This window comes from Enterococcus sp. GPZ-007 (genome assembly GCF_059374735.1).
Map to the genome: position 1 here is coordinate 101,420 of NZ_JCAFYN010000003.1, position 13,152 is coordinate 114,571.

The following is a 13,152-nucleotide window of genomic DNA, read 5'->3' on the forward strand; positions in this document are numbered from 1 at the left end:
TTCGACTATTTATATCTAACAGATGCAAAAAACGGAAGCACGGCAATTAATTGCCGCACTTCCGTTAATTACTTTATTATATCAACCAGCTTGATTTTACTAATTTGTTAAAGACCACGTACTCCTTGTCGAGGTTGACCTGAACGACTTCATAATTCGCGTTCAACCAGCCATAGGCACCTTTTTCCGGATGACGATAATCATTTGCCCACCAATCCAGATCTTGTCGCGCGGTTTGCGGCAAGCCGCTGCGAGGAAATAGCAACTCGTCAAATTGAGTAAAAGTCAATGTTACCTGTGAACCATTATTACTTTTCAAATAATGAGTAATTCCATCGTATTTTTTTGCACGTGTCATGCACATCCCTCACCTTCAAACAAAATCCTTCTGGCAAACAAGCCGCTAGTTGAAACTTACCCCGCTTTTCTCCTATACTAAGGTAGATAAAATAAAAGTGAGGCAAAATCATGCTGCAAAATTATCGAACCATCAAAGAAGACAATCAACACGAAATCGAGATCAAAAAATCTCGCTTTATTTGTTTTTTAAAACGTATCGAATCCGAAGAGGAAGCCAAAGACTTCATTCAGCAGATTAAAAAGGAGCACTGGAAAGCCAATCATAATTGCAGTGCCTTCGTGCTGGGCGAGCGCAGTGAGATCCAACGCTCTTCAGATGACGGCGAACCTAGCGGAACTGCCGGCGTCCCCATGCTGGAGGTACTGAAAAAAAATGAGCTGATCAATGTTTGCGCTGTTGTGACTCGTTATTTCGGCGGAACCAAACTAGGCGCTGGCGGATTGATCCGTGCTTACTCTGGGGCCGTTGCTCAGGCGATCGCTGCAACAGGCATCGTTGAAGGCCGGCTACAGCAAGAAGTTTTCGTTAAGCTTGAATACCCTAATTGGGGCAAAATGGAGAACTTCATTGCCAATGAACATTTAGCCGTCAAAGATACCCACTTCACCGATCAGGTCGTAGTGACCTGCATGGTCGATGAAAATCAGATCGATGCCTTTGAAGCGCAAGTAACCGATCTGTTAAATGGCCAAGTCAGCTTCACTCTCGGCGAGGTCGCTTACCACGAACAACTGATCCAAGAGGCCTAGCCACTTGGATTATTTTTCTAGATAAAACTCGAAGCGGCTGCCGACATATTGGGTTCTCACATATTCAAATGGGCGTTTATCCGCTAAATAGGACACTTGGCGCAGCCGTAGAATCGCGTCCCCGCGTTTTACTGCTAAATATTCTGCGATTTGTTCCGAAGCTAGGGTCGCAGATACCGTTTGATTGGCCTGCCCAATCTCAAATCCTTTTTCCTGCAGGCTGTGATAAAACGATTCAGTAATTTCTTCCTTACTGAATCCTTCGATCAGCTTAGCCGGAATACTGGCGACTTCAAAACAGATTGGCAGATCATCCGCGTAACGAATCCGCTCCATCCGTAAAACCTGTTCGCCCTTTTCCAAACCTAATTTTTCCGCTTCACTGGAGCTGGCCCGCGAATGGAAGAAAGAAATTGTTTTGCTGGAGGGCACTTTGCCCAAGGATTCCATGATATCGGTAAAGCTTGTGGTTCCAGTCATTTTTTCTTGGACCTTTTGACTTGCCACATAGGTTCCTGAACCAATCTTACGTTCTAAGATCCCCTCATCCGATAGTGTTTGGATCGCTTGCCGCAGTGTCATTCGACTGACACCAAAGCGCAACGACAGTTCTCTTTCAGAAGGCAGGCGAGCACCGACCTTCCATACACCGTTTTCAATTTCATGTTTTAACTGATCATGTATTTGAATATATACTGGCACTTGATTCGCCATACTCTGTCACCCCGTTCAATTTTCTATCCTTATTATAACTGGTATATACCTAATGTACAACAATAATCCTTTTTATCTTCAAATTGGTTCATCTTTTTCGGTGGATCATTTTTGCCGTGTCTTCATCATTTACAATAGAAAAAAGGAAATAATTTTTGTTTATTAGCCTGACATAATTCTTGGTTAACAATAGTGCAGATGATTGATAGCTAGCGAATTGAATAGGATTACGTTTTCCCAGGAATAGAAAAATAAGTCGTTTTTTGTGCGTGTTGCATTTTTCTAATCGTGGCAAAGCACGAAAAAAAACTAAAAAAAGAGCAGACCTTTTATTAATTGGTCTACTCTCGTAATCAACGATAATCAACTTTTGACTTCTTCTTTTAATTGCTTATTAGCCGTTGCCATCATCAAACGAATTCGATTAAGCTGATTCACAATCGAAACCCCTGGATCGTAATCGATCGCGGCAATGTTCGATTTTGGAAACTGATGCCGTAATTCTTTAATCACACCTTTACCAACCACATGGTTCGGCAAACAACCAAACGGCTGCATGCAGACGATGTTGTTAACTCCGGTCTTCAATAGATCGATCATTTCACCCGTCAAGAACCAGCCTTCACCTGTGTGATTTCCAATAGAAAGAATCTTGCTGGCATCCTCGGCTAATTGATAGATCGAATGGATTCCGGTGAAGCGTTCAGAGGCACGTAAAGCTCGGTCCATTGGTTTTTCAACAAACTCAATCAGCTTAATCGCCATTTCAGCCAAGTTTTTGTTTTTCTTCGGCATCCCCATGTTGTCGTATTTCCAAATCTGGTTATACAAGGAATAGTTCATGAAGCCGATTAGATCTGGAACCACCGCTTCAGCGCCTTCTGCTTCTAACAAGCGGACGATGTCGTTATTGGCTGTTGGTGAGTATTTCACTAAGATTTCGCCTACGACACCAACTTTCGGTTTGACCTCATTTGAGATCGGCACCATATCGAAGTCTTGAATGATTTTTTTCATATTCATGTTAAAGAGCGTCAGTGAGCCATTCCGAACATTTCCTTCGACTTTCTTCAGCCATTTTTCATGCAGCGCATCGATTTGTCCTTTTTCCAATTCATAAGGACGCGTGCGGTAAACGACGCGTTCGAACAAGTCACCGTAAAGAATCGCAACAACAATTCGTTTCAGCATCGGCAAGGTGTATTTAAAGCCAGGATTGCTTTCCACTCCTTTATTCCCAAGTGAAACAGAAACTACTGGAACCTGTGGGAAGCCGGCATCGTTCAAGGCTTTTCGCAGTAGTGGAATATAGTTTGTCGCGCGACAGCCGCCGCCAGTTTGACTCATCATGACACTGGTGTTGTTCAAATCATACTTGCCACTTTGCAACGCTTCGACTAGCTGCCCAATCGAAATGATCGCTGGATAGCATGAATCATTGTTGACATATTTCAAGCCAACATTGACCGCTTCACGATCCATCGCTGGCAAGCATACGACATTGTAGCCAGAGGCCTCCAACGCGATATCAAACAAGCCTGATTGATGGATCGGACTAAGCATTGGCAATAGCAAGGTATGCTTTTTGCGCATTTCTTTTGTGAAGACGATCTTCTCTGGTTCTTCGAAACGTTTGACCGGTTCATATTTTGATTTGTCCCGTTCGTTGACCGCTGCTTTTAATGAGCGTAGACGGATTCTGATAGCCCCAAGATTGGAGCCTTCATCGATTTTCAGAACAGTATAGATCTTACCATATTGATCCATGATCTCTTCCACTTGGTCCGTGGTTACCGCATCAAGTCCGCAGCCAAATGAATTCAATTGAACGAGCTCAAGATTTTTCGATTTTGCGACAACGCGAGCCGCTGCATATAAACGAGAATGATAAACCCATTGATTGACCACCCGTAGATTGCCGACATCGCTTAAATGAGAAACACTGTCTTCCGTCAATACGTGGAAGCCTTCCTGTGTAATTACTTCCGCAATCCCATGGTTGATCTCAGGGTCCAAATGATACGGACGACCGGAAAGTACGACACCGCGTTCGCCTTTTTGATTGAGCATCAGCAAGGTTTCTCCCCCTTTTTGACGAACGTCTTCTTTGAAGGCTTCTAGTTCTTCATAAGCATGATGCAGGGCACTATCAATTTCAGCTTGCGTAATACCCAAATCCTGGAAACAACGACCCAGTACCTTAGCTACTGAAGCTTCATTGGCTAAATTCAAGTAAGGATTGCGATAATCGACTTTACCTTCGCGAATATCATCGACGTTGTTGCGAATCACGTCAGGATAGCTTTGAACGATCGGACAGTTGAAATGATTATCCGCTTCTTTGGATTCTTCCCGTTCAAATACGACACCTGGATAGAAAATCATCGGCACGCCGCCGTCGATCAACGCTTGGATATGTCCATGGGCGATCTTCGCTGGGTAACAGGCCGTGTCACTCGGAATAGTTTCCATCCCTTGTTCATAGAGTTCTTTGTTTGAGCGTGGTGATAATTTCACGCGGAAACCTAGATCACTGAAGAAGGTATGCCATAACGGATAATTTTCATACATGTTCAAAACTCGCGGAATCCCGATCTCGCCTCGCACCGCTTCTTTCTTGCGTAGTGGCCGATATTTGAATAAGCGACGGTATTTGTAATCCACCAGATTGACTTTTTTATCTTCCCGTTTAACTTTGATCCGTGCGCCGCGTTCACAACGATTTCCAGTGATGAACTGACGACCGTCAGAGAACAACGTCACTGTCAGCATGCAATTATTTTCACATAATCCGCAGTGAGTGAATTCCTTTTCAGCTGTGAAGCTATCAATCTCCGCTAAAGAAAGGGTTTCGGTTTTTTCACCGACTTCGTAATTTTCCAACGCGATTAAGGCAGCACCAAAGGCTCCCATTAAACCAGCGATCGAAGGGCGAACAACTTCACGTCCTGTGACTAGTTCAAACGAGCGCAAGACTGCTTCATTATAGAAGGTTCCGCCTTGGCAGACAATCTTTTCTCCAAGCTCTTCCGGGCGACGCACTTTGATTACTTTGTAGATCGCATTTTTGATGACTGAATAAGACAGTCCAGCAGAAATATCGCCGACAGAGGCGCCCTCTTTTTGTACCTGTTTTACTTTCGAGTTCATGAAGACCGTACAACGAGAACCTAAGTCGACCGGTGCTTTTGATTTTAAGGCAGCCTTAGCGAAATCTTCGACATTATAATTCAACGATTTAGCGAAGGTTTCAATAAACGAACCGCACCCTGAAGAACAGGCTTCATTTAATTGGATTGAAGATAACGCACCGTCTTTGATCGTCATAGCCTTCATATCCTGCCCGCCAATATCTAAGATGAAATCTACACCCGGTTGGAAATGATTGGCAGCTTTATAATGCGCCATTGTTTCAACTTCGCCGATATCAACCTTTAAAGCATTCTTGATCAATTGCTCGCCATAGCCGGTTACTGCGGCCTTCCCAATGAAAACATTCGCTGGTAATTTCGTATATAGATCCTTCAATACCGTCATGGTCGTTTCCAACGGTTGCCCTTGGTTATTCCCATAAAATGAATACATCAAATTTCCGCTGTCATCGATCAAGGCGACTTTTGTGGTCGTAGATCCAGCATCAATCCCTAAGAAGGCAACTCCTTCATGTTCAGCCAAACTTTTTTCTTGCGCTTGTGCTTGACCATGACGCATCCGAAATTCTGCCAAATCGGCTTCATCTTCAAATAACGGCTCTAAGGTATCTGAAGGTGATAAATGACCTTCTTCGGCAGTTGTTAGACGATGCAATAGCCCTTCTAAAGAGGTCGCGTCAGCTTCTTCTGAATAAAAAGCAGCACCCATTGCTACAAAAAGCTGTGGATTTTCTGGAAAGATCACATTCTCCGGCGCGATATCCAACGTTTCGATAAAGCGTTGACGCAATTCAGACATGAAGAATAGCGGTCCACCGAGAAAAGCGATGTTTCCCTTAATTTTACGACCAGCGGCTAAGCCAGCGATCGTTTGATTAACAACCGCTTGGAAGATACTCGCCGCAATATCTTCCTTCGCAGCCCCTTCATTAATCAGCGGCTGTACGTCTGTTTTCGCAAACACTCCGCAGCGTGAAGCAATCGGATAGATCGTTTTATAATTTTTGGCTAATTCGTTGACGCCATTGGCATCGGTCTTCAGTAAAACAGCCATCTGGTCGATAAAAGCCCCCGTACCCCCAGCACAGCTACCGTTCATCCGTTGCTCCAAAGCCCCTTCAAAAAACGTGATCTTCGCATCTTCTCCGCCTAGTTCGATAGCCACATCCGTTTCAGGAATGATTTCCTCTACGGTGCGTGTACACGCGATCACCTCTTGGACAAAAGGAATCGCCAGCACATCTGCCAAACCCATCCCGCCGGATCCAGTGATGCTCATGGTCATTTCCTGATTACCAATCACAGCTTCAGCTTCTCGCAGCACGCGTTCTGTGGCAGCTTTCACATCTGAAAAGTGACGTTCATACTTTGAAAATAAACTTTCATTTTGTTCATTTAAAATGACCAACTTGACGGTTGTAGAGCCAACATCAATCCCCGCTCGTAATGTCATAATTTTTCCTACCTTCCATTTTAACAACACATGTTGATTAACTTACAAAGTGTTTGTTATACTACTCACGTATATTCTAAAAACATTTCGAAGGTTATGCAATACGCAAAACCTTTTCATTCGTGCGATAAGCAACAATCCACCCAATTATGTTGTCAAAATGAAAGGATTTTACCATGCCTAAAAAAATTGATCTCCGAGTAAAGCGAACCAATAAAATGATAATGGAAGCTTTTATTCATTTAGTAGAAGAAAAAGGTTACGACAATATCACCATCCAAGAAATCGCGGATGAAGCAATGATTAACCGCGCGACCTTCTACGCCCACTTCAAAGACAAGCAGGATCTCTATGATCAAATCTTTAAACAAGCCATTGATGCCTTCGCTTCCGTGCTGGATCCTGATCAAATCGTCCAAGGCAATCGCCTAAAGGTTCGCAAGATTGAAATGGTATTAAAAAACATTTACGAACAAATTCAGGCAAATCGAAAATTCTTTCTAACGATCATGGACGCATCCGGGAATGAAATCTTGCGCAAAAAAATCGCAGAAATTTTAGATGAAAAGTATTCCCATATCTTCAAGCGGTTAAAAATCACCGAAAACGATATTGAAGTCCCGTTGGATTTTATTATCGAGTATATGACCTCGATATTTGTCGGCACCCTACACTGGTGGATCACAAGCGAGACAGATATGAGCGCGGACAGTCTTTCAAAACTGGTAATCAAATTAGTTGGCAACGGACATCTGACGATTTTAGGGATTGAGATCGATCATTAAAAAAAGAAGCGTCCAGATTATTTCTTCTGGGCGCTTCCTTTTTTGATAGTTACTTGATTAATGGTTTTTCGCTTTCCATTTGATCGTGTGGCGAGTTGGACGAACATTTCGCACACGGGGAGCTTGTCCTTTTTCTTTTGTTACTTCTATTGTACTATCTTTGATTGTACTGTAAATTTTTGCCACCGTATCGGTCAGCATTTCTTTCACTTCTTCTACTTTACTCACAATTATCGACTCCTTTCTGATTCATCTAAAACAATCCAATTACCATTGTGCCGATGATTTTTCTTAATAAAAAATGATAGCAACACAACAAATAAAATTCATCACGTAGCACAACCTATACCCTTTACTTAACTTTAGCGCATTTTAAAAACAGCAGCAAGTGAGAGAAACTTTCTACGCTCATTTTTTTGAGAAAGCTTGATTTATCAAGACTCTACGCAAAGTAGAATCACTTTTTCACTGGATTTTATACCCATTTCGCTGCTAATCCGCTATGCTAGATTTATCAATAAGAAAGAGGAATTGAAATGGGAAATTTTTTAGGGAAGCAATTAAGAAATTATCGTCAGCGAAATGAACTGACGCAAAAACAACTAGCGAATATCTTGTATGTATCGGATCGAACCGTTTCCAAATGGGAACGTGGGGCCGGGTACCCCGACATCGATACGCTAAAACGTATCGCGCAATTACTGGATCTTTCGCTGGACAATTTGTTAAATGAACGTGAACCAGAATTATATTTTGAATATCGCTCGGCAACAATTTTATTCAACCTGCCTTTACTGCATATCATCATTCCAAATCTTTCAGAGCTGTTGTGGCACAATCGTCGATTTGCACTCAGTACTTTGCGCCATAAAAAGCAATTGATTCCAACAGCACATGGCATATTCAGTATCGGCTTTTTCTCATCTGGAATTTTTTCATTAGGGGTTTTTACTAGAGGGATTCTTTCGATCGGATTCTTATCCTTAGGTATATTTTCAGCAGGCGTCTTAACACTAGGAATTGTTGCCACTGGAAATCTAGCCATAGGTGCGATCGCGTTGGGAAATCTAGGTATCGGATTATTTACTTTCGGCAATCTTGTCGTCGGTTTCTTCGGATTGGGAAATTTTGCTTTAGCTTATCTTGCTATTGGTAACAAAGCCTTTGGCGCTTATACCAGCATATTGCCGGAGCATAGTAATCTTCCCGAAATCTCTAAAGCATTTGCTGAAATACAGCAACAAGTACCCGATGCTATTCGCAAACTAATCCTTGAACCTTTTATATCAGTAACTCAAGCATCGCTATTTCCATATGCCGCATTATCGTTTGTTCTTTTTTTAGTCTTTCTATTTTGCCTCATCGGCTTCTTAGGTATTCAAAAAATACGACGCAATCTTACTAATCAATAATCTCTGAAGCGACTTAAATAAAAAATAGCCGAATGACTGCTCGCTATCACTTGTGATAACAAAATGTCAATCGGCTATTTTTTTATTAACTGTTCCGATGGATTGTTAATAAAGCACCACAATTTGAATTCATCGGAAAGCAAAGCAGCTTGGTTTGTCTTGATAAATTGAACAGCACAAAGAGATATGCCTTTCAGCATACCTGCAAAATAATTATCTGGGCTGAATCCAACTCAGTTTATCCCATAACAAATAAACCTGCTGCCTATTCAGTGCTCGTACAGCGAGACTTTAGCAATCGTAAGAGAGAGCATCCTCAAGGCGAATACTCGCTTTTTGAATGATCGCCGCAAACTCTTTGTGAGTTTAATCAACGTGATTCTCTACTCAAGAACCAGATTAGCGCGCACTCCTCTGATTTCTTTTTGGATGAATCACTTCGATGTTCTTCACAAAAATCAACGGCTCCTATCTCCTAGATCGCTCTGTTGAGTCAACCAAAAAGACAGCTTTAATACACCAGAGACGCCACAGCCAATCCGCGGTTGTCGGCTGGTTGGGACTTCGGGTCTTCATTGATTTATTCCAGCCACCTTCGCTTTTTCAAACGGTTCCAACATCTGACAGTAATTCAAACTGATATTTTAAAATCCTGCAAAAGCTATCAGATAAACACGTAGCAAGAGTCTAAATTGTTGTTTTATAGCCTTTAAGCAGTGGTTTTTTGATTATTTGACAGTCCGTATCTGACAATTTTGACCCTAGGTAGATACAAAAAAAGAGTCTTCAGCAGAAAAACTGAATGCCCTTGCGAATCCTGCTATATTTGAAGCTTCTTCTTGCAGCTTTAACTGCTAAAAACAAAAAAAGTGAGCTGCATCTGCAACTCACTGAACGACTGGGGTAGCTGGATTCGAACCAACGCATGAGGGAGTCAAAGTCCCTTGCCTTACCGCTTGGCTATACCCCAATGGTGGAGGAGAGTGGATTCGAACCACTGAACCCTAAGGAACGGATTTACAGTCCGTCGCGTTTAGCCACTTCGCTACTCCTCCAGCTAGGTTTTTTATTATTTAAAAACCCGACTCAGTTATAATACCTAATCTTCAAAAAAAATGCAAGTACTTTTTTCAAAAATTATTCATGTAAATTCCAGTTGCGAATTAGGGCTTCAATACCATCATCTAAAGTCTTGAAATTCCCTAGTAAAACCCCGTCATTAAAGGCTTGAAAATTTTTATTTTCAGGAATAATCTCGCCAATCATTTTTTTGCCGATTACTAATTGCGTGACAATTTGTTTTTCTCCATTGATCAGGCGCTCTTCTTCTTTGACCTGAACTTGGATATCTTTGTTCTTTTTAGACATGTTTTCCCCTCCGTCCTGAATAAGTTTATCATACAACAAAAGAAAAGGACAACTGATCACTCAGTTGTCGCTAAAGTTAAGGTTGCGTTATCGCGGCTCGCAAAACTTCGTAGCCATTGTCTGTCAGAAGCTGTTTGATCTTTTCTGTCTCTTTGCTAGCTAATTGGATTTCAACAATCGTTGCGTTGGTTTGATGATCAACGATAACCGTCAAGATGCTGAAGTCGTTGTCAGCTAATATTTTCGCGACTCTGGCTAGGACACCCTTTTTATCTTCTAAGATTTTTAGTTGAACGCGGGTGCCACCTTCATGATAACCCGTCAATTTTAAGAAAGCATCGAAGATATCATTATTCGTGATGATTCCTACCAATTTTTCGTCCTCTAGCACTGGCAGCACGTTGATTTTGTTTTGACGCATCAAGTAGATGCCGTCTTCCAGTTCCGCATCAGGTGCGATTGTTTTGACATTCTTGATCATCACATCTGCTACGACTGTTTTGTTCAATAAATAATTGACTTCATGAACGCTCAAGCTCGTTGCTTTTGAAGGTAGAGCCTCTTGGATCGTTCCCTCTGTGATCAAACCGACTAAATGATCGTTCTCAACCACTGGCAAGCGGTGAATATCATATTTTTTCATCAAGTCAACGGCATCAAAAATCTTGGTTTTTGGCGCGACCGTTACTAAGTCTGCTGTCATAAAATCTTTTACACTCATGTTTTATCCTCCTAGATAAGCTTTCTTCACTTCTTCACTTTCTAGCAATTCTTGACCGGTTCCTGATAAGACCACTTTTCCAGTCTCTAACACATAGCCGCGGTCGGCAATTGATAGAGCCATCTTGGCATTCTGTTCAATCAATAAAACGGTCGTTCCTTGTTTTTGAATCTCCTGGATGATATTAAAGATCTCTTGAATAAAGATTGGTGCTAGCCCCATTGACGGCTCATCTAACAGCAATAAACGCGGCTTAGACATCAGAGCCCGTCCCATCGCTAACATTTGCTGTTCCCCACCAGAGAGCGTTGAAGCATCCTGATTCAATCGTTCCTTCAAGATTGGGAACTTCTCGTAGACATGCTCATAATCTTTTTGCATATCCCCGTCTTTTCGCAGATAAGCACCCATTTCCAGATTTTCCAAAACAGTCAGTCCAGGGAAAACATGACGCCCTTCAGGCACTTGGGAAATCCCTTGGGCAACGATTTTTCTAGGCGCTTTCTTTTGGATCGCTTCCCCTTCAAAGGTGATCGTTCCTTTAGATGGCTGATTCAGCCCTGAGATGGTGCGTAAAATGGTCGTCTTTCCCGCACCGTTCGCCCCAATCAGTGAAACGATCTCGCCTTGATTGACTTCAAAGCTAACATCACGTACTGCTTGGATCATGCCGTAATGAACCGAAAGATTTTCAATTTTCAGCATTATAGCTCACCTCCAAGATAGGCTTTGATCACTTCTGGATTGTTTTTGATTTCTTCTGGATTTCCTTCGGCTAAAATGCGGCCATATTCTAAAACATAGATACGCTCACAAACATCCATAACTAAGCTCATATCATGTTCAATCAAAAGAATCGTGATCTCAAACTCCTTTTGGATCTTTCTGATCAGCATGGTTAGTGCCGCTGTTTCCTGCGGATTCATCCCTGCTGCTGGTTCATCCAAGAAAAGAATCTTCGGCTTTGTTGCTAAAGCCCGCACGATCTCTAAGCGTCGTTGTTCCCCATAAGGCAAATTCCGGGCTAAGTTCTCAGCTTTATCCTGTAAATCAAAAATCGTTAATAATTTCAGAGCTTCTTCCTTCAGGGCTTCCTCTTTATTATAGAAGGCCGGTAAGCGAAGAACACTGGAAAAGAAGCCTTCTTTATTTTTACTATTCATGGCAATCAAGACATTGTCTAAAACGGACAGGTCTTTGAACAAACGAATATTTTGAAACGTCCGGCTCAACCCTAAGTCAGCGATCGCGTATGGTTTTCTACCATTCAAACGCTGATTCTGTCCATCGACTTCTAGTAATACATCGCCTTCACTTGGTTCATAGACTCCAGTGATCAGGTTAAACAATGTCGTTTTCCCGGCACCATTCGGCCCAATCAAACCAACTAATTGATTCTGTTCTAATGCGATATTGACATTGGAGACCGCCGCCAAACCGCCAAAGTTTTTGGTTAACTCTTTAATTTCCAACAGAGGCATTCTGGTCATCTCCCTTTTTAAACTTGTTCAAAATTTTCTTGACGGATAGCTCTTTCGTTCCTAACAATCCGCCCGGCTTAAAGATCATCAAGATAATCAATGCCAATGCGTAAATAATCATTCGTAATGTTCCGAAATCTTGTAGATACATATTGATGATTCCTAGAAGAATCGCCGCAATAAAGGTACCTGTTACACTACCAATCCCGCCTAATACTACTAGGATCAAGATATCAACGGATTTCGTGAAAGCAAAATCCTTCGGTGCGATCGATTGCAAATAGCCTGCATAGAGTGATCCTGCGATACTCGCTGTCATGGCACCAAAGGTAAAAGCCATAACCTTATACTTGGTTGTATTAACCCCCATTGCTTCTGCTGCAATCTCATCTTCACGAATTGCCATCGTGGCACGTCCTGCACCTGAACGAATGTAGTTGACGATAAACAGCGTAGTGATCGCCATATAGCCATAGACCATCTGCCAATCAACAAAAGGCTCGATCCCAAACAAACCTGAGGGACCATTGGTGATTTCCTTAAAATTAATCAGTAAAATTCGAATAATTTCTGCTACACCCAGCGTTGCGATTGCTAGATAGTCCCCGCTCAAACGCAATGTTGGGATACCTACCGCTACAGCCACGAGACCTGCAATAATCACACCGACAGCCATCCCTAAGAAAAAACCGCCGTATGTTGGTGTATTCATAGAAATAAGTGCTGCTGAATAGGCACCGATCGCCATAAAACCAGCATGACCTAATGAAAACTGACCAGAGAAACCAATAATCAGGTTCAATCCGACTGCTAGAATCACATTGATACCGATCTGAACTAAAATATTATCTAAAAATAGATTGACCATCCCAGCTGAATAAGCGATGTACAGTACCGCATATCCAAGCACGATCAAGGCTAGCCAAATCAAATTGTATTTCAAATTCTTTTTCATT

The 13,152-nt window shown here is 42.2% G+C and carries 12 protein-coding genes and 2 tRNA genes; 3 read left to right on the plus strand and 11 right to left on the minus strand.

Annotated elements, in window-relative coordinates; genetic code table 11:
• Positions 1 to 76 precede the first annotated feature (76 nt).
• On the minus strand, positions 77 to 358 hold the full coding sequence (locus tag AC4J95_RS03255; RefSeq protein WP_494548586.1) for a DUF7662 domain-containing protein: 282 nt from the start codon (positions 356 to 358) through the stop codon (positions 77 to 79).
• Between the two features lie 110 nt (positions 359 to 468).
• Between AC4J95_RS03255 and AC4J95_RS03260 the strand changes: the two genes are divergently transcribed.
• Positions 469 to 1,110: a YigZ family protein gene (locus tag AC4J95_RS03260; protein WP_494548587.1), complete on the plus strand. Its 642-nt coding sequence runs from the start codon at positions 469 to 471 to the stop codon at positions 1,108 to 1,110.
• 9 nt (positions 1,111 to 1,119) lie between these two features.
• Here AC4J95_RS03260 and AC4J95_RS03265 read toward each other — a convergent pair whose 3' ends face one another.
• Both AC4J95_RS03265 and AC4J95_RS03270 read right to left on the minus strand, forming a co-directional pair.
• Complete coding sequence (locus AC4J95_RS03265; protein ID WP_316404208.1) at positions 1,120 to 1,824, minus strand: GntR family transcriptional regulator; 705 nt, start codon at positions 1,822 to 1,824, stop codon at positions 1,120 to 1,122.
• Positions 1,825 to 2,187: 363 nt separating this feature from the next.
• Positions 2,188 to 6,429, minus strand: coding sequence for an acyl-CoA dehydratase activase-related protein (locus AC4J95_RS03270; RefSeq protein WP_494548588.1), 4,242 nt, complete (start codon positions 6,427 to 6,429; stop codon positions 2,188 to 2,190).
• Between the two features lie 176 nt (positions 6,430 to 6,605).
• Between AC4J95_RS03270 and AC4J95_RS03275 the strand changes: the two genes are divergently transcribed.
• Positions 6,606 to 7,214 (plus strand): TetR/AcrR family transcriptional regulator, encoded by a 609-nt coding sequence (locus tag AC4J95_RS03275; RefSeq protein ID WP_494548589.1) that lies wholly within the window; start codon positions 6,606 to 6,608, stop codon positions 7,212 to 7,214.
• A gap of 57 nt (positions 7,215 to 7,271) precedes the next feature.
• On the opposite strand, the gene AC4J95_RS03280 is transcribed toward AC4J95_RS03275, so the two are convergent.
• Positions 7,272 to 7,442 (minus strand): hypothetical protein, encoded by a 171-nt coding sequence (locus AC4J95_RS03280; protein WP_494548590.1) that lies wholly within the window; start codon positions 7,440 to 7,442, stop codon positions 7,272 to 7,274.
• A 308-nt stretch (positions 7,443 to 7,750) separates the two neighbouring features.
• Here AC4J95_RS03280 and AC4J95_RS03285 point away from each other — a divergent pair, with 308 nt between their 5' ends.
• Positions 7,751 to 8,626 carry a helix-turn-helix domain-containing protein gene (locus AC4J95_RS03285; RefSeq protein ID WP_494548591.1) on the plus strand — a complete coding sequence of 292 codons (876 nt, stop codon included), beginning with the start codon at positions 7,751 to 7,753 and terminating at the stop codon, positions 8,624 to 8,626.
• Positions 8,627 to 9,524: 898 nt separating this feature from the next.
• On the opposite strand, the gene AC4J95_RS03290 is transcribed toward AC4J95_RS03285, so the two are convergent.
• The 7 genes from AC4J95_RS03290 to AC4J95_RS03320 form a co-directional block, all read right to left on the minus strand.
• A tRNA-Gln gene (locus AC4J95_RS03290) sits at positions 9,525 to 9,596 on the minus strand.
• 1 nt (position 9,597) lies between these two features.
• Positions 9,598 to 9,681 (minus strand) — tRNA-Tyr (locus tag AC4J95_RS03295).
• Between the two features lie 82 nt (positions 9,682 to 9,763).
• Complete coding sequence (locus tag AC4J95_RS03300) at positions 9,764 to 9,994, minus strand: DUF2969 domain-containing protein (RefSeq protein ID WP_316404596.1); 231 nt, start codon at positions 9,992 to 9,994, stop codon at positions 9,764 to 9,766.
• A 76-nt stretch (positions 9,995 to 10,070) separates the two neighbouring features.
• Positions 10,071 to 10,715, minus strand: a complete 645-nt coding sequence (locus tag AC4J95_RS03305) for a CBS domain-containing protein (RefSeq protein WP_494548592.1) — start codon at positions 10,713 to 10,715, stop codon at positions 10,071 to 10,073.
• A gap of 3 nt (positions 10,716 to 10,718) precedes the next feature.
• Entirely contained in the window at positions 10,719 to 11,420 is a 702-nt protein-coding gene (locus AC4J95_RS03310) for an ABC transporter ATP-binding protein (protein WP_494548593.1), read from the minus strand.
• Entirely contained in the window at positions 11,420 to 12,196 is a 777-nt protein-coding gene (locus AC4J95_RS03315; protein WP_494548594.1) for an ABC transporter ATP-binding protein, read from the minus strand. Before AC4J95_RS03315 ends, AC4J95_RS03310 begins: the two co-directional genes overlap by 1 nt.
• Positions 12,177 to 13,151: a branched-chain amino acid ABC transporter permease gene (locus tag AC4J95_RS03320; RefSeq protein ID WP_494548595.1), complete on the minus strand. Its 975-nt coding sequence runs from the start codon at positions 13,149 to 13,151 to the stop codon at positions 12,177 to 12,179. The genes AC4J95_RS03315 and AC4J95_RS03320 overlap by 20 nt, the downstream gene beginning before the upstream one ends.
• Between the last annotated feature and the right edge of the window lies 1 nt (position 13,152).